Source organism: Pseudazoarcus sp. NS20, assembly GCF_059703745.1.
In genome coordinates, this window is sequence record NZ_BAAKIY010000003.1 from 13,657 (window position 1) to 40,065 (window position 26,409).

Here is a 26,409-nt window from a genome sequence, read left to right on the forward strand (position 1 = left end):
CAAAGGCTCAGGCGCGGTTTGAAATCGGCAGGAGGATGGTGAAGCACGTATGGCCCGGGTGGCTCTGTACGTCGATCATCCCCTGATGCTGCTCCACGAAGCTCTGTGCTATGGACAGGCCCAGACCGCTGCCGCCCTCGCGTCCCGACACCAGCGGATAGAAGATCTTGTCGAGGATCTCGTCCGGTATGCCGGGGCCGTTGTCGATTACTTGCAATTCCAATGCCAGTTTGAAGCGGCGCTTGGCCAGCGTCACCTGACGTGCAACCCGCGTGCGCAGTTTGATCTCGCCTTCGCCCATCATGGCCTGCGCGGCGTTGCGGGTGATGTTGAGGATGGCCTGGATCAGCTGCTCCCGATCGGCGGTCAACTCCGGCAGGCTGGTGTCGTAATCGCGACGCACGGACACCTGCGGAAACTCGGCGAGGATGAGGCGGCGCACACGCTCCAGCACGTCATGCATGTTGATTTGCGCCGGACGCATGATGCTGTGCGCGGACAGCAGGCGATTCATCAGGTCTTGCAGGCGGTCGGCCTCGGCGATGATGACTTCGGTGTACTCGCGCAGCACCGGGTCGGTCAGCTCGCGCTCAAGCAACTGCGCAGAGCCGCGGATGCCACCGAGCGGGTTCTTGATTTCGTGGGCCAGGTTGCGGATGAGTTCGCGGTTGGCTTGTTGCTGCTGCAGCAGTTGCTCTTCGCGAGCCACGCGCAGTTGCGCGTCAATCGGGCGGAACTCGAGCAGCAGGGCGACGCCATCGGCATCGGCCGGAGTAACCGTGCAGTCCAGCCGCAAGGCTTCGCCGTCGGGGCGGGGGACTTTGATGTCCTGACCGGTATAGCTCCAGTTGAGCTTCAGCGCATTGTCGAGCGCGCCGTCGAGCGCCGCGGATTTGCCAAGCAGCTTGTGCAGCGGCATGCCGACGAGCTTGCGATGGCTGATGGCGAAGAGGTTTTCTGCGCCGGCATTGAGGTAACGGATGATGCGCCGGTCGTCGGTCAGCACGACAGCCGAAGAAAGCAGATCGAGGCCGGAAAACGGGCCATCGGGGCGTGGGCTTGATTGGGGGTTCGGCATGGTTCCTCGCCAGATGTTTTGCTCAGTCAAAGCAAAATCCAGGCCACGTGCCGAATTTCAGCGCAGACGGGACATCTCCCGCTTCAAGGCTTCGACGTTGCGTTGATGCAGTTCGACCTGGCCGATGTAGGGTTCGAGACGGGCATTGCGTTTCGCGGCATTGATGCCCGCTGCTCCGGTTACCTTGCCCTCGGCGTTTCTCGGAGGTGCGTTGCGCTCTTCCGGAGGGTAGAGGTCTTCCTGGGCTTTCAGCGCAGCCTGGGCGCTTTGCAGGCTGGCCTCTTCGCTCTTGAGTTCGGATTCGAGGATGGCGCGGCGGTCGTTGTCGCGCGAACGTTGCTGCTCTTGCGAGACGCTGGGGAAGCTGTTTGGCGTATTCGAGCCTGATGGTTTTGCCGCGGGCGTTGTGGGTGCGATCGGAGCGACAGACGAAACCGGCTGGTCGGTGCGCATGGATTGGCAGTTGCGTGCCTGCGCGCGGTCGTTGGTGTAGGTCACGCGGCCGCGATCGTCCACGCATTTGAACACCGTGCCCTGAGCGTAAGCCGGTGAGGTCAGCAGTATGCCCAGCAGGAGAAGGGTGGATCTGGTCATGTCGGGTCCGGATATATGCCGAGGTAAGCGTCGCGTGTGCCTTGAGGTATAGGCGACAAGGCTTGGATGTACCCCGGGCTCGCGTCGTTCCATGCATGCCGATTAAAACCCATAAAAAAGGGACGGGCAATGCCCGTCCCTTGTTGCTTACCGCCAGGAGCGCGAAAAGCTCACAGGCTGTAATACATGTCGAACTCGACCGGGTGGGTCGTGACGCGCAGGCGGTTGACGTCTTCGGACTTCAGTTCGATGTAGGCATCGATGAAGTCGTTGGAGAACACGCCGCCACGGGTCAGGAACTCGCGGTCCTTGTCCAGCTCGGCCAGCGCCTGATCCAGGCTGAAGCAGACGGTCGGGATCTTCGCGTCTTCTTCCGGCGGCAGGTCGTACAGGTTCTTGTCGGCCGGATCGCCCGGGTGGATCTTGTTCTGGATGCCGTCCAGGCCAGCCATCATCAGTGCTGCGAAGCACAGATACGGGTTGGCTGCGGGGTCCGGGAAGCGCGACTCGATACGACGGCCTTTCGGGTTGGCGACGTACGGAATGCGGATCGAAGCCGAGCGGTTACGTGCGGAGTAGGCCAGCTTGATCGGCGCTTCGTAGTGCGGTACCAGACGCTTGTACGAGTTGGTCGACGGGTTGGTGATGGCGTTCAGGGCCTTGGCGTGCTTGATGATGCCGCCGATGTAGTACAGGGCCGTTTCGGACAGGCCGGCGTAGCCGTTGCCCGCGAACAGGTTCTGACCGTCTTTCCAGATCGACTGGTGCACGTGCATGCCCGAACCGTTGTCGCCAACGATCGGCTTCGGCATGAAGGTGGCCGTCTTGCCGTACTGGTGGGCAACGTTGTGCACGACGTACTTGAGCGCTTGCGTCCAGTCGGCGCGCTGGGTCAGCGTGCTGAACTTGGTGCCGATTTCGCACTGACCGGCGTTGGCAACTTCGTGGTGATGCACTTCAACCGGGATGCCGACCGACTCAAGCGCCAGGCACATGGCGGCGCGCACGTCGTTGAGCGAATCAACCGGCGGGACCGGGAAGTAGCCGCCCTTGACCTTCGGACGGTGGCCGGTGTTGCCGCCTTCGAATTTCTCGGCGGTGGACCAGGCAGCCTCTTCCGAGATGACCTTGCTGTACACGCCGGACATGTCGACCGACCATTCAACGGCGTCGAAGACGAAGAATTCGGGTTCCGGGCCGAAATAGGCCGTGTCGCCGATGCCGGTGCTCTTCAGGTAGGCTTCGGCGCGCTTGGCGATCGAGCGCGGGTCGCGGTCGTAGCCTTTGCCATCGGACGGCTCGATGACGTCGCAGGTCAGTACCAGCGTGGTTTCGTCAAAGAACGGGTCGATGTAGGCGGAGCTGGCGTCCGGCATCAGGATCATGTCCGAAGCCTGAATGCCCTTCCAGCCGGCGATCGACGAGCCGTCGAACGGGTGGCCGTGCTCGAAGTGCTCTTCTTCGAATGCGGACACCGGCAGGCCGACGTGCTGCTCCTTGCCGCGGGTATCGGTGAAACGGAGGTCGACGAAGCGGACTTCGTTTTCCTGAATCAGCTTCATGACTTCTTGAGAATTCATATCCACTCCTGGTGAAAAGATGCGAATCAGTGGGCGCGTAAAACTTCCCCGGGTGCAACAAAGCAGTTTGCGTGCCAGATTCTAAGGTGAAGTGATTGCAATGCCCAGCGATCTCGGCGCAGACGGCGTTACCCGGCGGAGTCGATCTGCTGTGGCAGTTTTACGCAAGGCAGGATGCAGGTGTTACTTGTCCATGTCGGCACTGGCCCATGCGCGCCCGTACCACAAATGCACCAAAACGATGCAATATAACCAAAAGTGTGCATCAATGTGGTGCGCTCTGCACGAAAAAGGTGATTGAGCGGTACGCGGGATGCTCCTTCAGCCAGATTTCGGTGCGGCATTTCAGTGCGCGGTGATCCAGGCGTGCCCCGGTCGAAGCGTCGAGAAGAACCTCGACTTCCACTTTTCCGCCCAGGTAATGCAGCAAGATGCGCGGCTCGGCGACGGGGTGGTCTGCCAGCAGTTCGGCGAGGCTGCGGGTGACTTCGGCGCGATCGGGCAGTGTATCCGCGGGGGGCGGCAACCCATGATCGTCTTCCACGTCTACATGTACCAGCACGTCGCGCACCTCAGGGTGGACAGCGCGTATCGCCTTGTGGATTCGGTTGGCGATGCGGTGGCCCTCCGAAACGGAGATGCGCGGTGCCACCAATACATGTGTGTCGCACAGCACGCGGTCTGCCATGCGGCGAGTTCGCAGATCGTGGCTGTCGATGACGCCGGGCGTGGCAAGCACGGTCTTGCGGATGCGTGCCACGTCGTCTGCCGGCAGGCCGGTGTCGATCAGTTCGCGGACCGCACGCCACCCCAGGCCTGTGCCGACACGAACGATCAGGAAGCCCACGACTGCAGCAGCCAGTGGCTCGAGAAACGGATAGCCGGCCAGGCTTCCGGCAATGCCGATGGCCACCACCAGCGATGACGCCGCGTCCGAGCGCGCATGCCATGCGTTGGCCTCCAGCACGGGCGCGCGCAGACGCTTGCTGGCTTTCAGCGTGAAGCGGAACAGCAACTCCTTGGCAAGCAATGTGGCGACGGCCATGTACAGCGCGGCGGTATGCAGCGCCGGTGCCTGGTCCATATGCTGCAGACGGTTGCCCGAGGCCAGCAGAAAGCCTATGCCGACGGCGCACAGGGTGGCGCCGAGAAACAGCGTGGCGATGGTTTCGATGCGTGCGTGTCCGTAGGGGTGGTCGGCGTCGGCCGGGCTGGCGCCGTGTTTGCCCGCGAAGAGCACGAGCAAGTCGGTGAACAAGTCCGAAATGGTGTGGGCCGCATCGGCTACCAGGCTGAATGCGTTGGCCGCCAAGCCCACGACGATTTGCCCCAACGCGAGGCTGGCGTTGGTGAAGATCGCCACCAGTGCAGTGCGCCGGATGCCACGCGAGCGCTGCTCGGCCGGCGTGGTGGAGGAGCTGTCTTGAGGGGTGCTGCGGGCCATGCAGAACTCTTCCGCGTATAATCGTCGGTTTCGATTCTAGTCGGATCGTGACCATGGGCAAATTGAACGAAATCCTCGGTTTGGCACGTGAGCGTGCCGAGCGACTGGGGCTTCCGTATGCGGGAGCCTTGACGCCGTCCGAAGCGTGGGAAGTGCTGCAGCATGCCCCGGGCGCAAAACTGGTCGATGTGCGCACGCGCGCCGAGTGGGATTGGGTCGGGCGCGTGCCGGGTGCGGTCGAGATCGAGTGGCTGAGTTATCCAGGCAACACCCCGAATGCCGCCTTTGCGCAGCAGCTCGCGCGGGAGGTCGATTCCGAAGCTCTGGTGATGTTCATGTGTCGGTCCGGCGTTCGTTCCGACAAGGCCACGCGGGCTGCCGCCGAAGCGGGGTTCAGCGAGGCCTACAACGTTCTCGAAGGGTTCGAAGGCGATCGTGACGCCAACGGACAGCGCAACCGCGTCGGCGGTTGGCGCCACGCCGGCCTGCCCTGGACGCAGGGCTGATCAACGCGAGCAAAGCAATCACACCATGACGCAAGCCATCATCCGTTTCGACCGTTTCAACCAGCTGCAGGACGACGAAGCTCAACAGCGCATTCTTGCCGCACGGGCCCGCCTGGGTGATCGTGCCGTGCTGCTGTGTCATCACTACCAACGCGCCGATGTGTACCGCCACGCGGATCTCACCGGTGATTCGCTTCGCCTGTCCAAGCTCGCCTCACAGACTGATGCGGAATACATCGTGTTCTGCGGCGTGCACTTCATGGCCGAGGTGGCGGACATTTTGTCGAAGCCTCACCAGATGGCGATCCTGCCTGATCTGGCGGCCGGGTGTTCGATGGCCGACATGGCCAACCTCGCCAAGGTCGAGCGCTGCTGGCGCGAGCTCACCGAAGTGCTGGGCACGCCAGACGAGCTGATCACGCCGGTCACCTACATCAACTCGGCTGCCGACCTGAAAGCCTTCTGCGGCGAACATGGCGGCATCGTGTGCACATCCACCAACGCCCCCAAGATTCTCGATTGGGCGTTTGCTCGCCGCGAGAAGGTGCTGTTCTTCCCGGATCAGCATCTGGGCCGCTGGACAGGTCACAACAAGGGTATCCCGGCCGACGAAATGCTGGTGTGGGACCCCGACCTCGAATACGGCGGCCTGACGCCTGACGAAATCCGCAAGGCCAAAGTGCTGCTGTGGAAAGGCCACTGCTCGGTGCACCAGATGTTCCAGGAGAGTCACATCCGCCGCTGGCGCATGCAGCACCCGGACGGCTTCGTCATCTCGCACCCCGAGAGCAACCTTGATGTGTGCCTGAATTCCGATTACGTCGGTTCCACCGAGTACATCATCAACACCATCCACGCCGCACCGCAAGGCACGAAGTGGCTGGTGGGGACCGAGTTGAACCTCGTCAATCGCCTGGCCGAAGAGATGCGTCCGCAGGGCAAGACGGTGCAGTTCATGGCGCCGACCGTGTGCATGTGCTCGACCATGCAGCGCATTGATCCGCAACATCTGGCGTGGGCGCTGGAGAACCTTGCGGACGGTAACGTCGTCAACCGCATCAGCGTGCCCGAGCACGAAGCGGAACTGGCCCGCCTCGCGCTCGATCGTATGCTGGAGGCGTCCTGATCTACCCGTTCAGCGACTTCACCCTCGTTGCACGGAATCTGAAATGACGATCAAGGTCTGCACGTACAACATCCACAAGGGGTTTTCCCAGTTCAACCGTCGCATGGTCATCCACGAGTTGCGCGACCGCCTGCGCACTCTGGATGCCGACGTGGTTTTCCTGCAGGAAGTGCAGGGCATGAATCTGCGTCATGAGACGGTTCACGCCAACTGGCCGTCGGGCTCTCAGCACGAGTTTCTGGCGCACGATCACTGGCATCAGAGCGCCTATGGTCAGAATGCCCTGTATGACCACGGTCATCACGGCAACGCCATCCTGAGCCGCTTTGACATCGTTTCGTCGTACAACCAGGACGTCTCGGATCACCGTTTCGAGCGACGTGGTCTGCTGCATTGCGAAGTGGATCTGCCCGGCGGGCCGGAAACCGCGCATTGCTTCTGCGTGCATCTGGGGCTTACCGGCGGTGGCCGGCGCCGTCAGATGGAAGCCTTGGCCGATCGCGTGGAAAGCATCGTGCCGCCCGGCGCGCCGCTGATCATCGCCGGTGATTTCAACGACTGGCTCAACCGTGCCGAGCCGCTGCTGGCCTCACGCCTGAATCTGGTTGAAGTGTTCCGCAGTCAGGGCCGGCCGGCGCGCAGCTTCCCGTGCCGCATGCCCGTGCTGGCGCTGGATCGCATCTACGTGCGGGGCTTCGAGGTGAAATCGGCCGAGGTGCACTCCGGCGCGCTGTGGGGCCAGATTTCCGACCATGCACCGCTCACCGCCTCGCTGGAGCTGTCTGCGTGAATTCGCTGGTCAGCGGCAACGCACTGGTGCTGCTGGAGAACGGTGAAGCGTATTTCCCCGATGTGCTCGCGGCCATTCATGCGGCCACGCATCACGTGCACCTCGAAACCTACCTGTTCGAAAACGACACGATCGGGCGTCTGATGGCGGATGCCTTGCGCAGTGCCGCCTTGCGTGGCGTCACGGTGCGGGTCATGGTGGATGGTTTCGGCGCCCGGCCGTTCGTCGATCATTTCATGAGCGCTCTGGTGGCCGACGGGGTGCAGGTCCTGGTGTTCCGGCCCGAGGTGGGACGTTGGCGCATCCGCCGTCAGCGCCTGCGGCGCCTGCATCGCAAGATCGTCACGGTGGATGGGCGCATGGCCTGGGTCGGGGGCATCAACGTCATTGATGACATCGAAGAGGCCGGCCCTCCGCATCCGCGGTTCGATTACGCGGTGCGTGTCGAAGGCCCGCTGGTCGGCGACATCGAGCACGCCGTGAAGCGTTTGTGGTGGGTGGTGTCGTGGGCGCATCTGCGCCAACGCAACGCCGTGCCGCGGTTGACGGCGCAGCGGCCGAAGCCGGCGGGGCGCGTGCGTGCGGCATTTGTCGTGCGCGATACCTTGGGACACCGCCGCGATATCGAAGAGGCCTATCTCGAGGCCATCAACGGCGCGGCGGGTGAAATCGTGATCGCCTGCGCGTACTTCTTCCCCGGCGGTGCGTTCCGACAGGCGCTGGTGGATGCATCCAGGCGCGGGGTGAAAGTGATCCTGCTGCTGCAAGGCATTTCGGATCACCCGACGCTGGCCCATGCCACGCGCGCTTTGTACCCGTATTTTCTAGAGCACGGCATCCGCCTGTTCGAGTATCACCGCAGTTATCTGCACGCCAAAGTCGCGGTGGTGGATGGCCGCTGGGCGACGGTGGGGTCGAGCAACATCGACCCCTTCAGCTTGATGCTCGCGCGCGAAGCCAACGTGGTCGTCGAGGATGCCGAGTTTGCGTGCCGCCTGCGCGAGAGTCTTGCGCGCGCCATGGAGTCCGGCGCGCGCGAACTCAAGTCCGACGATTGGGAAAAACTGCCGCGGGTGCGGCGCATGGTTTCGTGGCTTGCCTACGCCTTCGTGCGCTGGGCGGTCGGGCTTGCCGGTTTTCGCGGCAAGCATTGATCCGACGGCCCGCTTCAGTCTTGCGCTGCGTCGAACAGGCGCGCGTATTCAACCTTCACGCACAGATCCATCACCACATCCAGCCCGCCGGCTTCAGCGATGCGGGCGGCTTCGTCGCTGACCAGACCCAGCTGGATCCACAGGCTCTTGGCGCCAATGGCCACAGCGTCTTCGGCGATCGGCGGAATGTCGTCCGGGCGGCGGAATACATTCACCATATCCACCGGCACCGGAATGTCACGCAGGCTGGCATAGCAGGTCAGGCCGTCGATCTCCGTGCACTGCGGATTCACCGGAATGATGGTGTAGCCATGGTTGCGCATGAACTGCGCCACGTAATGGCTGGGGCGGTCGGGCTTGTCGGACATTCCGACGACGGCGATGGTGCGCGTGCGCTGCAGCAGCGCGTGCAATTGCTGATCGGTGTTGAGCATGCTTGAGCCTGTTGTGAGTGGATGGATCATTGTGCCGTGAACGCAGCCGGGGCAGGGCCGACGGGCGAGCGCGGCACGGCTTCCAGGCGCCAGTGGGCGATGCCCCAGTCGTGCACTTGCGCGAGCGAGGCACGAGCCAGTTCGGGCGGTGGATTCTGCCCGAGAAAGCATAGCGCGGCATGCAGCGTCTGCTCGGCCGGGTAGGCGGCAATCGCACGTGCCAGCGTCTGCTTGGAGAGCTTCTCTCCCGCGGCATTGACGGCCACCGGGACGTGCGCATAGTGCGGCGTGGCAATGCCCAGCAGACGTTGCAGAAAGACCTGACGTGAAGTCGAGGCCAGCAGATCAGCGCCACGCACGATGTCGCTGACGTCGGCCTCGGCGTCGTCCACGACGACCGCAAGCTGATAGGCAAACAGCCCGTCGGCGCGCAGCACCACGAAGTCTCCGACATCACGCTGCATGTCCTCGCGCTGGGGCCCCTGAATCGCGTCATCGAACACGACCGAGCCGCTCACGCGCACGCGCCAAGCGCGCGCTTCGCGCCCCGCCGGCAGGCCATCGCGGCAGGTGCCGGGATATACGTGCGATCCATCCGCCGCCAGGGCTGAGTCGGCCAGTTCCTTGCGGCTGCACGCACAGGGAAACACCAGGTCGGCCGCTTTGAGTTGCTCGAACGCCGCGCGGTAGGCCTCGGTGCGGCGGCTTTGCCATACGGGAGGTTCGTCGGCTTCGAAGCCGAAGCGCGCCAGCGTGGCGAGGATTTCTTCGGCCGCGCCCGGCACGCTGCGCGTGGTGTCGACGTCGTCGATGCGCAGCAGCCACCGCCCGCCGCGCGCACGCGCGTCGAACCAACTCGCCGCTGCAGCCACCAGTGAGCCGAAGTGGAGCGGCCCCGTGGGGGAGGGGGCGAAGCGGCCGGTGAGAGGAGGCGTTGCCGTCATGCGTGAGTGAAGTGTGCGGGGCTGAGTAGCAGCAGTCTTATTTGTTTTGCATATAACGCGCGAGAAACCCGCCTCGAAGCGCAACTACGTCGCGATACGGTGCGTTTTGGTGAGGAAGTCGTGAGCTTCTCCTTGATAGGATCGGCGATTTGCCTGCGCTGGCGAAATGCGCGGGTGCAGCCCAAACCTTGCGGGAAGCCTGCTTTGAAGCCCTTCATTCGTTGTCTTGCGTTGATCATGCTGTCGTGCTGGTGCGCGATCGGCGTGGCAGCCGATTGGCAGTACGTCGTCAAATCCGGGGATACGCTGATCGGCATTGCCGACCAGTACCTTCAGCGACAGAGCCACTGGCGTCAATTGCAGACCTTGAATCAGGTCGAAAACCCCAAGCGGCTCCAGCCTGGTGAGCGTATACGAATTCCGCTGCATCTGCTGCGCGTGGAGGCTGCTTCGGCCATCGTGATCCATGTGCGAGGCAAGGCGACGCGCCATCTCGATGGCGCCACGCGTGAAGTCGCGGTGGGCGACACGCTGCATGCCGGAGAAGCTTTGATTACCGAGGCCGACAGCAACGTCAGTCTGCGTTTCGTCGATGGCTCACGGCTGTTGGTGGCCGAGCGCAGCCGGCTCGTCTTCTCGCGGCTCAACCAGTATCGCGGCACCGGCATGGCGGAGACCGTCATCCGCCTGGACGAGGGCGACGTGGAGAGCCGCGTCGAGCGCCAAAGCACGCCAGGCGGGCGTTACCGCATTGAGACGCAGGCGCTCAATCTGGGCGTGCGCGGCACGCGTTTCCATGTGGAGGTCGCCGAGGATGGCGTCGCGCGCAGCGGCGTGCTCGATGGCAGCGTGGCGGCTTCGGGCAGTCAGGCCGGCAGGCCGATCGTGCTCGGTGCCGGCTTCGGCACCGTGGCTCGGCCTGGGCGGGCGCCCGCGGCGCCGCTCAAACTGGCGCCGGCACCGGATCTGAGCGGACTGCCCGGAAAGATCGAGTATTTGCCGGTGCGTCTGGCATGGCCGCGTTCGGCCGAGGCGGTGAAATGGCGTGCCCAGATCTTCCCGATCGATGACGAAGACGCGCTGCTGCTGGATGCCGTGCTCGACGAGCCCTCCACACGCTGGGCGGATCTGCCCGACGGCCACTATCGACTGCGCGTGCGCGGCGTAATGGACAACGGTCTGGAGGGTCTCGAGAGCCTGCACGACTTTGAACTGGCCGCGCGCCCCGAGGCGCCGTTGGCGCTCGCGCCTCGTGCCGGGCAGCGGGTGCGGGGTGACGGCGTGACGATGCGCTGGGCGCGACCTCAAGGCGTGGTCGGCTACCGATTGCAGTTGGCCGATAATGCTCAATTCGCGCCTCTGCTGATGGATCAAGCGGATCTTGCCGAGGCCGAGAAGCGCCTGGACCTGCCCCCCGGAACATACTTCTGGCGACTGGCCAGCATCGACGCGACGGGCAAGCAAGGGCCGGTAGGCCCGACGCTTGCGTTCGAGCAGATGGAATTGCCGGAAAGTCCCGCCTTGTCCGAGCCTGAAATGCAGGACGATGCATTCGTGCTGCAATGGCATGCTGGCGAGCCCGGCCTGTCCTGGAGGGTGCAGGTTGCCCGCGATGCGGAATTCAACCGGCTGCTTGCCGATGAGCGGGTGACGGAGCCGAGCTATAGCCTCGATTTGCAGGGGCCCAGTGTCGTGCACGTGCGGGTTCAGGCCATCGACGCGGACGGCGTTGCGGGGCCGTTCGGGGTGCCGCAGCAGATCGACATGCCGTCTGATTTTCCGCAGTGGCTGTTGCTTGTCCTGCCTGCGCTGATGCTGCTGTGAACACGCCGGGAATGCTCCCCCGACGCATGTTGCGAAGCCCGCTGTTGATGCTGGCGGCGCCCGTCATGGTGGCGCTGCTGGCTGCCAGCAGCATGTTGTTCACGCGCATCGACGGGTGGTTGCAGGATTCGGTGCAGGAGCTGGTGCTGCCTCGTGCATCGTTCGATGATGTGTTGCTGGTGGCCATCGATGATGCCTCTCTCGTCGAACTCAAGCCTTATCTCGGCAACTGGCCCTATCCGCGCAGCATGTACGCCGCCTTGCTCGATTACCTGGGCGAACTGCAGGTGGGGACGGTGTTCTTCAACATCCGGTACGCCGACGACCGTGATGGCGATGAGCTTTTCAGTGAGGCGCTGCGCCGTAACCCGTCCGTAGTTCTGGGCGCCGCGGCCCGGCGCGAGACGGCTGCAATGAACGACATGCAGGATTTGCCCCTCGGGAATTTCTGGGCGCGTAGCGGTATGCCAGCCTTGCCCGCGATGGAGTGGGGAGGCTTCAGCCTGCCGGCCCCTGTGCTGCGGGGTGAGGCTTCGGCTACTTCAGCGCGGTTGGGGGTGTTGTCGGTGGAATATGACCCGGACGGTCTGTTGCGCCGAGTGCCGTTGCTGCACCGCATGCATGATCACTATCTGCCCTCCGTCGTGCTGGCGACGCTGCACGGCCGAGCCGAGGCTCCGCGATTGCAGCCGGCCGCAGGCGGTGTGCATGTGGATGACGTGTACTGGCCGGTAGACGATGACGGGACGATTCGCCTCGTTCTTCCACCCAATCTCGACGCTGTTCAGGTGCTTCCGTTCGCGGCGCTGGTGAAAGCCATGTTGGGCGAGCCGGCCACGGTGCTCAATCCCGCGTGGCTGCAAGGCAAGACGATTTTCGTCGGCAAGACGGCGTTGTTCGAAGACCGTGTGAATACCCCGCGCGGGGTCATCAGTGGCACGCACTACTGGGCACTTGCACACGGGGCTCTGAGCAACCGGCAGTTCCTCGCGCCGCCCTCGATGGTGTGGAACAACGTATTGCTGCTGTGCGGATTGTTGCCCTTCGGGCTGATTCCGCTGTGTCGCGAGTCTTCGCGAAACCACTGGTGCTGTGTCTTGATCGGCACCTTGGCAGCAGGTGCGATCGTGGTCGGCATGCATGTGGCGTTGATGTTCAATCAGCAGGCGAGCTGGGTGGCTGCTCCCTTGCTTGTGGTGCTCGTGTCGTCCCTGCTGGCGGTGTATTACCTGCTGCATCATCGTGTGCGCCGTGCTGTGGCGGCGGAGCAGGAGAGTGAGCAGCAGCGCGAACTCCTCGGCCTGGTTTCGCATGAACTCAAGTCCCCGCTGGCGGCCATCGACCTGACCTTGCAGAACCTTGCCCGTCTGGAGGGCGTGCCACCAGAAATTCACGCCCGCCACCTGCGTCTGCACAGGGCCAGCCGGCGGTTGCAGAGCCTGATCGACGAATATCTGGACGCCGAGCGATTGGCTGGCACCGAAGTCAAGACCGGCGAGCGTTTCGACCTGCGCGTGGTGGTGGGTGAAGCCGTTGAGATGGCAATCGAGCTGTCCGGCGCCGCGAACATCGTGACCGACCTGACCGCCGTGCCGGCGATGATGCGTGGTGACCGCAAGTTCGTGCTTACCGCAGTGAGCAACCTCATCGACAACGCCATAAAGTATTCGCCGCCGCACGCGCCCATTCATATCGACCTGGTGCGCGATGGCGCTGACTGGCTGCTCAGCGTTCACGACCAGGGCGACGGTATTTCCGACCAGGATCAATTGCGGATTTTCGAACCCTATTACCGTGTCGTGGGGGTGAGGCAGCCCGGCACCGGTCTGGGGCTGGCCTTGGTGCGTCAGATCGTCACGGCGCATGGCGGTAACGTAGGGGTTCGCAGCGCAGACGGGCTGGGGACGAGTTTCATGATCCGCGTCCCGATGGACGGGACGATTTGATGGGGGGCCGAGCATGAGTACGGATGAGCGTTCATTTGCGGAATCGGCCGATGGCGTGCCGGCACCGTCGAAGCCGGGGGCAGGCATTCGCGTATGCGTCGTCGAGGACGACGAGGATTTGCGCGAGGAACTGGTGGCGGGCCTGGGAGACTTCGGTTTCGAGGTGCGTGGCTTCCACGATTCACTGGGCTTGTATCGAGGCTTGCTGGCGGCGCCGTGCGAGCTGGTGGTTCTGGATGTCGGTCTGCCACATGAAGACGGCTTTGCGGTGGCGGCTTCGCTGCGCGAGTTTGCCAACGTTGGAATCATCTTTTTCACCGGCAGAGGTGCAACCGAGGATCGCGTGCGCGGCTTGATGGAGGGGGGGGATGCCTATCTCGTCAAACCGGTCGATCTGCGCGAGCTGGTTGCCACCCTGGTGAGTGTGCGTCGCCGCATGATGGGTACCTGCGAAGTGCTGCCGCCCGACGCGCCTGCGGCCGCCTCGGGCGGAAACTGGGCTCTGACGCCGGATGGCTGGTCGCTGCTGGCGCCGACCCGCGTGGTGGTTGCGCTGACCTCGATGGAGCGCAGCCTCATGCAGTACCTGTTCGAGCACGCCGGTGAGGTGGCCTCGCGCGCGAGTCTCGTGCAGGCACTCGGGCACAGGCTGGACTATTACGACAACCATCGTCTCGACGTATTGGTAAGCCGTTTGCGCCGCAAGGTGAAGAGCGAGGCCGGTTGCGTGTTACCCCTGCGCGCCGTGCGCGGACACGGGTTCATTCTTTCGCTTTAGCCTGGGGGAGTCCGCAGCCGCCCTGGTGTGTGTATCAGCCTTTTTGGTCATGCGGCTGTCGTGTTAGTGCGACAAATGCATGGCCTTTTTCATGCTCATCAGGCGCTCGTGTGACGTGATTTACGCCGTTCGGTGAGTTGGCGGTTGGTAATGAGAGGTTTGGCGAGGATTCGTCTGTGAACGTGACGGAACGGAATAGCACGAGTTCATAAACTCCGCGCTGCTTCCGGGGGCCGTCGCTTTCGCCACGTGCGGATCAAGACAAGCGTAAGGCGCCATCGGACGCCGTGACCAGCAGGTCACGGCGTTTTTTTTGTTTGTTCACGCCACGCGAGTCGCCATGAGACACGAACACCCTCCGTCCTCGAATCCGAACACGAGCAAGGGCTGCAGCCCAAGCGCGTGGCGAAGCTTGATGCAGACTGCGCGCGGCAAGCTGCCCGCAGCATTGCTGGCGATGACGTTGGGTACGGTCGCGCCGGCTGTCTTGGCCGAGGTTTCGCTGACCACTGCCTACACCGATGCCTCCACCGCATACTTCGGCGATGTGCGCAGGTTTCGCATCACCGTCACCAACTCGGCCGAGATTCCGGTTACCGACGGCGTTTTGAGCGTGCCGGGCGGCAGTTTCGTGCTGCCGTCGAACTTCGAGATCGCCACTCCGCCCAACCCGCAGAGCACATGCGGAGCACCGGTAGTGAATGCCGGCGGTCGCAACGTGCAGTTCAGTGGTGCGACCATTCCCCCAGCGAGCGGCGGCGTGAATGGCACCTGCTCGGTGGAAGTCGATGTACGCATCGCTGCCAGCCCGAGCTCCACGACTTCGTACACCTCGGCCGTGAATGCCGGTTGGTTCACCGGTAGCGAGGGTGCGACCCCCGTAAGCAATGCCGGCAATGCCGAAATCGGCCTGACCGTCGGGCCGATCGGAACCTTGTCGGTGACCAAGGCATTCAGCCCCGCGACCATTCGCATGGGTGATGCGAGCACCATCACCATCACCATCACCAACCCGGCGGGGCGGCCCAGGGCCGCGGTGATCAGCAGCCTGCTGGAGAACCTGCCGGGCAACGTCACAGCGACCGGCACGGTGACCGGCGGCACCTGCGGCGCCGGTACCGCCAGCGGCACCTCGGGCAACGCCGCGATCACGCTGGGTGTGGCGCGAACGCTGAACCCCGGAGAGTCATGCACGGTTACCTGGCAAGTGCGCGGCAATGCGGCCAACGGCAATACCTCGACGAACACCAACACCGTGCCCGCCAACTCGGTCGCGAACGACCGCAGCATGGGTCATGCCGCCGGCACGGCAAACATCACCGTGCAGTCGCCGGTGACTCTCGGCAAGAACTTCGAATTCGAGAGCGTGCGCCCGAACGAACCGGTGCGCATGCGCATCACGCTGCCCAACCGCTCGGGGGCTGACGCAACCGTGAGCTTCACCGACAACCTGCCCGCGGGCATGGTGGTGTCGACCCCCAGCGGATTGAACGTGCAGCAATGCGGGGCTGGGGCGGTGAGTGCGGTGCCGGGTGGCAATCTGGTGAGCTTGAGCAATGGCACGAGTGCCGCGGGCGAGACCTGCGCCGTCGAGGTCAATGTCGAGGCTGCAAACCCCAACACCGCTGCCGGAGAGATCGTTCCCTATACCAACACCATCCCGCACGCGGACTGGTCGCAGACGCTGCCGGGTGTTGGCAACATCGCCGGTCAGACTGCGTCGGCCAGTGATGACGTGACGGTGTTCAACGAGTTCACCATTCACAAGAGCTTCGTCGGGCCGCAGGGCCAGTCACTGAGTTCTGTCGGGCCGGTGCCCGGTGATCTGGTGCGTTTCCGCGTGGAGCTGCGCAACTACTCGGCGGCCCTGGTGGAGGGTGTCAGCGTTACCGACGTGTTGCCGCAAGCTGGCGGCGCGCAGTTGCGCGTGGCGACGGCGGCTTCGCCCGGCGGGGTGGATCCGACGACGACCTGCGCCGGTGTGCCGGGATTCCCTTCGGCCGGCGACAGTACGGCGGTGTTCACTGGGCTGACAGTGCCTGCAGGGGCTGGAGCGCAGAACGGGACGTGCCATGTGGAGTTTCATGCCCTGGTGCCAGCCGACTGGCCTGCGGGCACCAGCATCAGCAATGACCTGAGCACCCAACCCAATGCCGGCATCACCTGCACCTCGGGTAACTGCACGGTGCAAGTGGGTGGGCAGAGGCCGTCGGAGCTGGTGGCCTCGGCCGCCAGTGCCCAGCATTTGCGGGTTACCAAGGGATTCACGCCGACTCCGGTCACGCAGGGCCAGGCCTCGGTGATGACCATCACCTTGCTGAACAACGGCTTCTGGGATCTGAATGCCGTCAGCGTGGTGGACGCCTTGCCGCAGGACAACACGCCCGGCGGCACCGGGCAACTCGTCGTGGCGCCGATTCCGGGTGCCGCCACCACCTGCGGTGGCACGCCGGTGTATGCCTATCCTGACGGTCGCCGCGAATTCAATGTCAGCGGCCTGACCGTGCCGGCGCGCGGCGCCTGCCGGGTGTCGGTGAACGTGGTGGGTGCGCTGGCGGGAAGCTACCCCAACGTCATTCCTCCCGAAAATGTCGCAGCCACCGACGCGCGTGATGGCCGCGCGGTGGTGCCTGATCAAGCGGCCCAGGCCACGCTCGTGGTGACCCCGACCTTCAGTGTGGACAAAAGCTTCTCGCCGGCCACCGTGGCACCGACGGGTGGGCAGTCGCGCGTCACCATCACGGTAACCAACAACGGCACGGCAGCGCTGACCGGCATGAGCGTGACCGACCCGCTTGCCGGCACAGGCCTGGAAGTGGCACAGACCCCTGCAGCCAGCACCACCTGCGCAGGGCCGACGGTGATGACGGCTGCAGCCGGCACCACCGAGGCCCGGCTGGAGGGCGCGCAAGTGCCGGCCGGCACGTCGTGCACCTTCTCGTTCAATGTCGTCACGGATGGTTCGCTGGGCAACAGCCCGAGCGTGAACACCTTGCCGCCGGGCGCCGTGCGTGCGGACGGCGGCCTGGAGACGAACACGGCCACGGTTGCCCAACTCAACAAGCTGGGCGGGGCCGGCGTGCCCTTCGTGCAGAAGGGGTTTGCACCGAACACGCTGACCACCCTGGGCGAAACCTCGCTGCTGACCATCACCCTCAACAACAACGAGCCGGGTGCCGTGGCGCTGACCGGAGTGGGGCTGGTGGATGACATGCCGGAGGCCATCGAGGTGGCTACGCCGTTGCAGGCCAGCACGACCTGCCCGGGCGGCGTGGTCAGCGCGATTCCGGGCGGCAATCGCGTGGCTCTGTCGGATGCCAGCCTCGCCGCTGGCGGCAGTTGCGAGATTCGCGTGAATGTCAGCCTCAACCGTTCCGGCACGCACACCAACACCGTGCAACCGGGTTGGCTGACCAATGACCAGAACGTCACCAACACCAATACCTTCCCGGCCAACCTCGGTACCGTCGCGCGCGCCGGCGTCGACAAGTCGTTCTCGCCGGCCAGCGTGGCTCCGGGCGAGGCGTCGTTGATGACCATCCGCGTCATCAACCGCAGCTCGATTCGCCTCTCCAACCTGAACATTCTCGACGACCTGACGCTGGTGCCGGGTCTCGTTCCCGCCAGCCCGAACAATGCCAGCACCACATGTGGTGGTGTGCTCTCGGTGACGCCGACGCGCATCGAGCTGACCGGCGGTACGGTGCCTGCCAACTCGACTTGCCTGCTCAATGTGGAGATGACCGCTGCAGCGGCCGGCACCTACACCAACCGACTGCCCCCGGGCTCGGTGACGGTGGAAGAGGAGGTTCTGATTCCCCCGGGTGATCCGGTGACGGGCACCTTGGAAGTGCACGACCCGCTGACGATCGCCAAAAGCTTCGCCAACCCGTTGCGCCAGGTGAACGAATCCAACCGCATGACCATCACGGTGAGCAACCCGAATGCGTCTGCAGTCACCAATGTCAGCCTGACCGACAGCTATCCGCAAGGCATGTTCAACACCACCACCCCCAACCCGGTGGTGAGTTGCACCAGCGGTACCAATGGTGTGGTGAGCGCAGCGCCCTCGGGCAGCTTCGTGCGCCTCACCGGTGCCACGCTGGCGCCCAACGGTAGCTGCACCATCGAGGTGGATGTGCTCAGCAACACGTCGGGCACCTTCATCAACACCATCCCCGCAGCGGCTGTGAGCAGCACCGAAGGCGTGACCAATGCCAATCCGGCGCAGGATCAGTTCGTGGTGCCCGAGCCGCCGACGCTGGGCAAATCGTTCAACCCCGTGCAGATCGCAGCGGGTGGCTCCTCCGCCCTGAGCATCGTACTGGGCAACGAGAACGCCACGCCGATCACGCTCACGGCCCATCTCGATGATGACCTGCCCCAGACGCCCGGTGCCATGACCGCGACCGGCATCAACGCCGCTGCCACCACCTGCGCTGTCGGCTCGGTGTCGTTGCTCGATTCCGGTGCCGGCGCCAATACGCGCGTCCGTTATGCCAGCGGCGCGGCCATTCCGGCTGGCGGCTGCGTCATCGTTGTGAACGTCACGGCTACGGCGCCGGGGCAGTACAACAACCAGATCCCCGCCGGGGCTCTGGAGACCAACGTCGGCGCCAACCCCGAGCCGGGCAATGCGGTGCTGGCCATCAGCACCCAGCATGCGCTGAGCGGCACGGTGTACATGGATGACAACGACAACGGCTTGGTCGAGGCCGGTGAGCCGGGGATTTCCGGCCAGGTCGTCGAACTGTGGCGCCATGACGGTGCGCAATACGTGCTGCAGGAAAGTACCGTCACCGACAGTCTGGGCAACTACGCTTTTCTCGAGTTGCCGGACGGTCGTTACCAAGTGCGCCAGCCCAACCAGCCGCCCAACACGCTGAATGGCCGTACCACCGCCGGCAGTGCAGGCGGTACGGCCACGGCCGTTGCCACCGTGCCCAGTGCCATTACCGACATCGAGTTGAGCGGTGCGGGCGTCACGCCAATGCTGTCCACCGGCAACAACTTCGGTGAGCTGGCCTACGCCCGTATCGGCGGCAAGGTGTTCGTCGATACCAACAACGATGGTGTGCAGAACGGCACCGAAGAGCCGCTGCCGGGCGAAGTCATCCGCCTGCAACGACTCGATGGCGGCAGTTGGGTGGACGCCGGTGAAACCGTCACCGCCGCCGATGGCAGCTACGAGTTCCGCGACCTGGTGCCCGGCACCTATCGCGTGGTCCAGCCGGACCAACCGGCCGGCACCGCCAATGGTCAGACGATCCCGGGTACCGGCAGCACCACCGCCGGAACGCCTAGCAACCCGAACGCGCCGGGCCAGATGAGCCAGATCGAGGGCATCGTGCTGGGTTCGGGGCAGGCGTCCACTGGCAATGACTTTGCCGAAACGCCTTCCACGCGCACGGTGAGCGGCCGGGTCTTCCTGGACTATGACGACAACGATGTGCTCGACGGCTCCGATCACGGCATCGGCGGCCTTGAAGTCACGCTGAGCGGTAACGACATCAACGGCAACCCGGTGTCGCTCACCACCACCACCCAGCCGGACGGCAGCTACGCCTTCACCGGCGTGCCCGAAGGCAAGAACTACACCATCACCCAGCCAGGGCAGCCGAGCGGCGCAGCCAACAAGGATCCGGTGGCCGGCAGCACCGGTGGGGCGGTGAGCCACTCCGCGGCATCGAGCCAGATCACCGGCGTGGATCTGTCCGGTGTGCAGCGCGTGTCTTCGGAGAACAATTTCCCGAAGGTGCCGGACGCCAATGCGCCTGACCTGACGATCAGCAAATCGCATTCGCCGGCGACGTTCAGCGCTGGCTCGACCAGCGGCTACTACACCATCGTGCCCAGCAACGTGGGCCTGGCCGATACCAGCGGCACGATCACCGTGGTGGACACCTTGCCGGACAGCATTACGGCGCTGGATACGCCGACCGGTAACGGCTGGAACTGCGGTGTCGCCGGTCAGACCGTGACCTGCGTGACCGAGGCTGTGATCGCCGCCGGCCAGGCGGGTGAGACGATCACGCTGCGCGTGGCCGTGGCCGACGATGCCAGCGAAGAGATGCTGCTCAACACGGTCACCATCTCGGGCGGCGGCGAGCCGGACGATTTCACCAGCAACAACACGGCCGAAGACCCCACGCGCGTGCTCATCAACGCCAGCGCATCCGTGGCCGGCCGCGTCTGGCGCGACCGTGACCACGACCGGGTATTCACCCCCGGCGAACCGGTGGTGCCCGACTGGATGGTGGAACTGTGGCTCGATGGCGTGCGCGTTGCCACCACCACCACCGACGAGAACGGTGCCTACCTGTTCGACAACCTCGCGCCGGGGGATGGATACGAAATCCGTTTCCGCGAGCCGAGCACCGGCATGACGATGGGTCGCCCGGTGCCCAACGAGCAAGGGGCCGGCTTCACCCCCGGCGTGGTAGACCCGGTCACCAACCCCGGCGGCGCCGACAACACCCGTGGCTCGCTCAGCGGCTTCACGCTGCAGCCGGGCGCCAATGTCGTCGAGCAGAGCCTGCCGCTCGATCCGGCCGGTGTGGTGTATGACGCGGTGACGCGCGCGCCGGTGCAGGGTGCCGTGGTGGCCATCGACGGCCCCGCCGGTTTCGATCCCGCCACGCATCTGGTGGGCGGCTCTCCGGCACAGAGTTTCGTGACCGGTCCGTCGGGCTTCTATCAGTTCCTGCTCACGCCCACGGCGCCGGCCGGCACCTACAACCTGACGGTGACTTCGCCGCCGAGCTACGTGCCGGGCCCGTCCACGCTCATTCCAGTGTGCGATGCCACGGTTGCGGTGGGCGCCGTGCCCGATCCGGCTCTGGTGCAGATCAGCGACGAGGCTCCGGGCATCGGCGTGCCGCAGCATGACCCGCTGGCGTGCCAGGGCATCGTGGGTGGCGGTGCGCCGACGACGCAGTACTACTTCAGCTTCAACCTGGATCCGCTGAACTCGGCGGATGTGCTGAACAACCACATCCCGCTCGATCCGATCCTGGGTGGCGCCATCCGCATCGTGAAGACCTCGCCGCTGGTGAATGTCACCAAGGGTCAGGCCGTGCCGTACACCATCACGGCCACCAACACGCTGGCGGCCAGTCTGGCGGATTTGGACATCGTCGATCAGATTCCGGCGGGCTTCCGTTATCGCACTGGCAGTGCCTCGGTGCGGCAGGGTGGCTCGTCGGTGTTCGTTCCGACCGAACCGACGGTCGCCGGCCGCAGCATGACCTGGTCGGGCCAGGACTTCGCTGCGGGCGAGACCAAGACCTACCGCCTGGTGCTGATGGTGGGTGCCGGTGTGGGTGAGGGCGAGTACACCAACCTCGCCTGGGCCCACAACCCGCTGGCCGGAGCGCGTGTGTCGAACGTCGGTGAAGCCACGGTGCGCATCATTCCCGACCCGCTGTTCGACTGCTCCGAGATCATCGGCACGGTGTTCGATGACCGCAATGCCAACGGCTATCAGGACCAAGGCGAGCCCGGTATCCCCAATGCCCGCGTGGTGACCGCGCGTGGCTTGCTGGTGACCACCGATGCCGAAGGGCGCTTCCATGTGAAGTGCGCGGACATCCCCAACGCTGATCGCGGCAGCAACTTCGTCATGAAGCTCGACGAGCGCACGCTGCCCTCGGGCTTCCGCGTGACCAGCGAGAACCCGCGAGACGTGCGCGTGACGCGCGGCAAGATGGTCAAGCTGAACTTCGGCGCAACCATCCACAAGGTGGTTCGCATCGAGGTCGATGGGCGTGCCTTCGTGCAGGGTGAAGACGCTCTGCAGTCGGAATGGGCGAGCAGCCTGCAGCAACTGGTGCCGGCGCTGCTCGAACAGCCCAGCGTGGCACGCTTGGCCTACGTAGCGGATGCCGACGGTGAGGCCGTGGCCAAGCAAAGGCTCAAGGCGCTGGAGAAGGAACTGCTGCGCCTGTACCGCGAGCACGAGCGCGACAAGGAAAAGGACAAGGAGGATCGCAAGCGACCACCGTTGATCGTTGAACACGAAATCATGGGCGCTGTGCTGAGCGCCGAAGGAGCCCAGCAATGAAGCGCCCGGCGATGAACCTCAAACGCTCGGTGGCTGCAACGCTGGCCGCCCTCGGAACCCTCGCATCGGTCCAGGCTTTTGCCTCCGATGAGATGGATGGCAAGCGCGCCGACAACGGCCGCGTGGAAGTGCGCCCGGTGTCGGCGCCCGGCGAATGGCAACCGGTGACGGCGTATGAATTGCCGTCCAGCGTGTCGCACGGCGATGCGCAGGCCATGTTGTCGGCAACCTCGCCCGAGGCGCCGCCGCAGATGGACGAGATGCTGTCCGAAAGCGGCGTGGGCGCCTTGTTCGAGTCCGGCCAGGCCGACTTGCTGCCGGCCGCACGTGAGACGTTGGATGCGCTGGCCGAGGGCCTGCGTGGTCAGCCGTCGCTGCGCCTGCGCGTACTCGGCCATGCCGACACGCAGCGCCCCAGTGCGCGCACCCGCGCACGCTTCGGCAGCAACCAGGGCTTGTCGGAAGCGCGCGCACTGGTGGTGGCGCAGTATCTGCGCCAGCGCCTCGATCTGCCTGCGACGGCGGTTGAAGTGCGTGGCTACGGCGATGAGCGCCCGGTGGCCAGCAATGCCGACAAACAGGGCATGGCGCAAAACCGCCGTGTGGAAGTGGCCGCGTGGTTCACGCCGGTGGCTGCACCGGTAGCGGCCGGCCCCTGCGCAGCCCTCGGGCAGAGTGATTTGCCGTTCCGCGTAACGGTGGATGGCCAGCCGATGAATGTCGGCGAATCCGTCAATGAAGCGGACCGACAGCGCTGCGTCGACGTGGCCCTGGCGGGTGCCGACATTCAGGTGAAATATGACGGTCTGGCGGATAACCCGGCCCTCAACGTGTGGACCGAGCGCGAAGTGGCGCAGCAGGGCGACACGGTGCTTTTCGCCGGCTGGACCAACTATGCGGCCTGGGTTCGCAGGGCTGAAGTGCGGATCTTCGAGCATGACGCGTCGATCACGGCCAGCCCGCTGGCGGTGATGCCGCTGACCTGGGGTGAAGGGGCGGAGTGGACCGTGCCGAAGGGCTCCACCGAAGGCTACCGCTACCTGCTGCGTGTCTATGACGAGCAAGGCCGCTTCGACGAGACGGCGGTGAAAACGCTCAACGTGGTGGCGCGTTTGCGTCCGCACGACGATGTCGACCTCGCGCGGCGTGAAGCGCTGGTGGGCTGGGGAGAGAACGCGCTGTCCCTGCGCAACATCCCGGTACGCGGCGGCACCATCACCGTCAGCGGTCGTGATCTTGCGCCAGGCAGCACTGTGCGCGCACTGGGCATGACCGTGCCGCTGGGTGACAACGGCCGCTTCGTCGAACGCCAGATCCTGCCGACCGGCCCGCAGGGCGTGGAAGTGCAGGTGACCGGCCCGGACGGCGACGTGGCGAGCTTCCGTCGCAACGTGTCGATTCCCACCGACGACTGGTTCTATATCGCCATTGCCGATCTCACCGTGGGGCGCAACGTAGTGGATCACCGCGATCGCGCGGAAGCCGTGACGGGGGACGACCGCAATTACCGCAACGAAACCTACATCGACGGTCGCGGTGCGTTTTACCTTAAGGGCAAGATCAAGGGCGAATGGTTGCTGACGGCCTCCGCGGACACCCGCGAGCAGCCGCTGGAACACCTGTTCACCAACTTCACCTCGAAAGACCCGCGCTACCTGCTGCGCAACATCGACCCGGATGCCTACTACCCGGTGTATGGCGACGACAGTACCACCGTCGACGACGCACCCACACAGGGCAAGTTCTACGTGCGCCTTGACCGCGGTGATTCGCAGGTCATGTGGGGTAACTTCCAGACCGCGTGGACCGGCAGCGAGCTGGTGCAGTATTCGCGTGGCCTGTACGGTGCGCGCGGCCGTTACGTGTCGGAGACCGCCACGAGCTTCGGCGAGCGCCACACGCGTGCGGAAGTCTTCGCGGCCGACCCCGGCACGCTGGGCACACGCCAGGAATTCCGTGGCACGGGCGGCTCGCTGTACTACCTGCGCAATCAGGATGTCACGCAGGGTTCCGAACGGGTGTGGGTCGAGGTGCGTGACCGCGACTCCGGCCTGGTGATCGAACGGCGTCAGCTCACGCCGGCGCTCGACTACGACATCAACTACCTGCAAGGCCGCATCCTGCTCAGCCAGCCGCTGTCCTCCACCGGCAGCGCCAGCGGGGTGGTGCAGACTTCGGCGGTCAGCGGCAACCCACTGTACCTGGTGGTCACCTATGAGTACGTGCCGGGCTTCGAGCGCGTGACCAACCTCACCACCGGTCTGCGTGCGACGCACTGGGTGAATGACTGGATGCGCCTGGGCCTCACCGGCTTCCGCCAGGGCGAGGACGATACCCGCCAGACGTTGGGTGGCGTGGATGTGTTGCTGCGCGCGGGCGAGGGCAGTTCGCTGGCGGTCGAGCTGGCGCGTTCGAACGGTGCGGGCAGTCAGACGCTGCTGTCATCCGACGGGGGCTTCGGCTTCAACGAGCTCAACAGCGCCGGCGGGCAAGCTGACGCCAAGCGCATCGAGGGCCACCTTGATCTGGCCGATGTCACCGAAGATCAGCGCGGCCGTCTCAGCGGTTACTGGCAGCGCAAGGAAGCCGGCTTCAGCGGCCCCGGCCACATCGGGCTGGGCGCCGGCGGCGAGGGCATCACGCAGTCCGGCGTTGCGGCTAGCGTAGAAGTGAGCGAGCGTGGCGAAGTACAGGTGAAAGCCGATCACAGCGACAGCGATCTGCAATTGCGTTCCACCGCCGAGGCCAGCTACCGCCATCAGGTGGACGAAGAGTGGGCCGTCACCGGCGCGGTGCGCCACGACGAGCGCGACCTGCGCACGCAAGGCGTCATCATCAGCCGCGAGTTGTCGGAAGAGGGCGCACGCACCGACGTTGCCGTGCGGGTCGACTACCAGCCGCTGAAGGAAGATGGCGAGCCCGGCGAGCGTGAGGACTGGGAAGCTTACGGCTTCGTGCAGGGCACGGCTGCCAAGTCCGGCGAACGGCGCGACAACAACCGCGCCGGCCTGGGCGGGCGCTGGCAGGCCACCGACCGTATCGGCCTGCGTGCGGAGGCCTCCGGTGGTGACGGCGGCGCGGGCGGCTTGCTGGGGGCGGACTACCGCCTCTCGGACCGTAGCAACGCCTACATGAACTACGAACTGGAAACCGAAGGCACCGATTACGGCTGGCGTGGCCGCACCGGCAGCCTGGTGACCGGCGCGGACTACCGAGTCAGCGAGCAGACGCGGGTGTACGGCGAAAACCGCCGCGTGCATGGTGCCGGGCCGCAGGGCCTGACACAGGCCTTCGGCGTGGATCTGGCGCCGAACGACCGCTGGACGTACGGCGCCAAGATCGAGTTCGGCCGCATCAGCGAGCCGCTTTCAAGCGATGTGCGCCGCCGTGCCGTCGGACTGTCGATCGCGTACAAGGATGACCGCACCAAGTACGCGGGCAGCCTGGAGTTCCGCCAGGACAGCAACTCCAGTGGTACCGGCCGCACGTGGTTGATGCGCAACACCGTTGGTCATCAGGTCGACCCGGCATGGCGCCTGCTCGGCAAAGCCAACGTCTCGCGCAGCAGCGGTTCGCGCGGCATGTTCTGGGACGGCGATTTCCACGAGATCGTCATCGGCGCGGCCTACCGCCCGGTGGACAACGACCGCTGGAACACGCTGTTCAAGTACACCAACTTCCACAACGTGCCTTCGTCAGGGCAGTTGTCGGCCAGTGGCCGCGACGCCGACTACTCGCAGCGCAGCCAGGTGTTCTCCATCGACACCATCTGGGACGCCAAGCCGTGGCTGTCGCTTGGCGCCAAGTACGGCCTGCGCATCGGCGACATCAAGTTCACCAACCCGGACAGCGAGTGGTTCCGCAGCCGCGCAGACCTGATGGTGTTGCGCGCCGACTGGCACGTGGTGCGCGAATGGGATGCGGTGGTGGAGTGGCGCAACCTGCGCGCGAAAGAAGCCAAGGATGCACGTGCCGGCGCGCTGCTGGCGGTGTACCGCCACGTGGGTCAGAACGTGAAGATGGGCGTGGGCTACAACTTCACCACCTATTCGGATGATCTGACCGATCTGTCGTACCGCAGCAAGGGCTGGTTCTTCAACGTGCTGGCCACGTTCTGAGCCTGGCACGCCGTCGCGTGGCGGCATGATC

At 64.8% G+C, this 26,409-nt stretch carries 15 protein-coding genes; 9 read left to right on the forward strand and 6 right to left on the reverse strand.

The window, feature by feature from the left end; translation table 11 throughout:
- Positions 1–7: 7 nt before the first annotated feature.
- From glnL to AC6H0W_RS08780, 4 genes are all read right to left on the reverse strand, one after another.
- Complete coding sequence (gene glnL, locus AC6H0W_RS08765) at positions 8–1,078, reverse strand: nitrogen regulation protein NR(II) (protein WP_497576785.1); 1,071 nt, start codon at positions 1,076–1,078, stop codon at positions 8–10.
- 57 nt (positions 1,079–1,135) lie between these two features.
- Positions 1,136–1,672, reverse strand: a complete 537-nt coding sequence (locus AC6H0W_RS08770) for a DUF4124 domain-containing protein (protein WP_497576786.1) — start codon at positions 1,670–1,672, stop codon at positions 1,136–1,138.
- A 170-nt stretch (positions 1,673–1,842) separates the two neighbouring features.
- On the reverse strand, positions 1,843–3,252 hold the full coding sequence (gene glnA / locus AC6H0W_RS08775; RefSeq protein WP_497576787.1) for a type I glutamate--ammonia ligase: 1,410 nt from the start codon (positions 3,250–3,252) through the stop codon (positions 1,843–1,845).
- Between the two features lie 265 nt (positions 3,253–3,517).
- Positions 3,518–4,696, reverse strand: coding sequence for a cation diffusion facilitator family transporter (locus tag AC6H0W_RS08780; protein ID WP_497576788.1), 1,179 nt, complete (start codon positions 4,694–4,696; stop codon positions 3,518–3,520).
- Positions 4,697–4,749: 53 nt separating this feature from the next.
- Between AC6H0W_RS08780 and AC6H0W_RS08785 the strand changes: the two genes are divergently transcribed.
- From AC6H0W_RS08785 to clsB, 4 genes are read left to right on the forward strand one after another with little or no spacing between them, the layout of a single operon-like run.
- Positions 4,750–5,202, forward strand: coding sequence for a rhodanese-like domain-containing protein (locus tag AC6H0W_RS08785; RefSeq protein ID WP_497576789.1), 453 nt, complete (start codon positions 4,750–4,752; stop codon positions 5,200–5,202).
- A 25-nt stretch (positions 5,203–5,227) separates the two neighbouring features.
- Entirely contained in the window at positions 5,228–6,328 is a 1,101-nt protein-coding gene (nadA, locus tag AC6H0W_RS08790) for a quinolinate synthase NadA (protein WP_497576790.1), read from the forward strand.
- Between the two features lie 43 nt (positions 6,329–6,371).
- Entirely contained in the window at positions 6,372–7,118 is a 747-nt protein-coding gene (locus tag AC6H0W_RS08795) for an endonuclease/exonuclease/phosphatase family protein (protein WP_497576791.1), read from the forward strand.
- Complete coding sequence (clsB, locus tag AC6H0W_RS08800; protein ID WP_497576792.1) at positions 7,115–8,272, forward strand: cardiolipin synthase ClsB; 1,158 nt, start codon at positions 7,115–7,117, stop codon at positions 8,270–8,272. The genes AC6H0W_RS08795 and clsB overlap by 4 nt, the downstream gene beginning before the upstream one ends.
- Positions 8,273–8,286: 14 nt before the next feature.
- Here the strand turns inward: clsB and AC6H0W_RS08805 are convergent, their stop codons facing one another.
- Both AC6H0W_RS08805 and gluQRS read right to left on the reverse strand, forming a co-directional pair.
- Positions 8,287–8,706, reverse strand: a complete 420-nt coding sequence (locus tag AC6H0W_RS08805; RefSeq protein ID WP_497576793.1) for a CoA-binding protein — start codon at positions 8,704–8,706, stop codon at positions 8,287–8,289.
- Between the two features lie 26 nt (positions 8,707–8,732).
- Positions 8,733–9,650, reverse strand: coding sequence for a tRNA glutamyl-Q(34) synthetase GluQRS (gene gluQRS / locus AC6H0W_RS08810; RefSeq protein WP_497576794.1), 918 nt, complete (start codon positions 9,648–9,650; stop codon positions 8,733–8,735).
- 204 nt (positions 9,651–9,854) lie between these two features.
- Between gluQRS and AC6H0W_RS08815 the strand changes: the two genes are divergently transcribed.
- From AC6H0W_RS08815 to AC6H0W_RS08835, 5 genes are all read left to right on the forward strand, one after another.
- The gene (locus AC6H0W_RS08815; protein WP_497576795.1) at positions 9,855–11,474 is read left to right on the forward strand and encodes a FecR family protein; all 1,620 of its coding nucleotides are present in this window, start codon (positions 9,855–9,857) and stop codon (positions 11,472–11,474) included.
- 26 nt (positions 11,475–11,500) lie between these two features.
- On the forward strand, positions 11,501–13,420 hold the full coding sequence (locus AC6H0W_RS08820) for a CHASE2 domain-containing protein (RefSeq protein ID WP_497576796.1): 1,920 nt from the start codon (positions 11,501–11,503) through the stop codon (positions 13,418–13,420).
- A gap of 13 nt (positions 13,421–13,433) precedes the next feature.
- Positions 13,434–14,198 (forward strand): response regulator transcription factor, encoded by a 765-nt coding sequence (locus tag AC6H0W_RS08825; RefSeq protein WP_497576797.1) that lies wholly within the window; start codon positions 13,434–13,436, stop codon positions 14,196–14,198.
- Between the two features lie 415 nt (positions 14,199–14,613).
- Positions 14,614–22,260, forward strand: a complete 7,647-nt coding sequence (locus tag AC6H0W_RS08830; protein ID WP_497576798.1) for a DUF7933 domain-containing protein — start codon at positions 14,614–14,616, stop codon at positions 22,258–22,260.
- On the forward strand, positions 22,257–26,378 hold the full coding sequence (locus tag AC6H0W_RS08835; RefSeq protein WP_497576799.1) for an OmpA family protein: 4,122 nt from the start codon (positions 22,257–22,259) through the stop codon (positions 26,376–26,378). Before AC6H0W_RS08830 ends, AC6H0W_RS08835 begins: the two co-directional genes overlap by 4 nt.
- Positions 26,379–26,409: the final 31 nt, after the last annotated feature.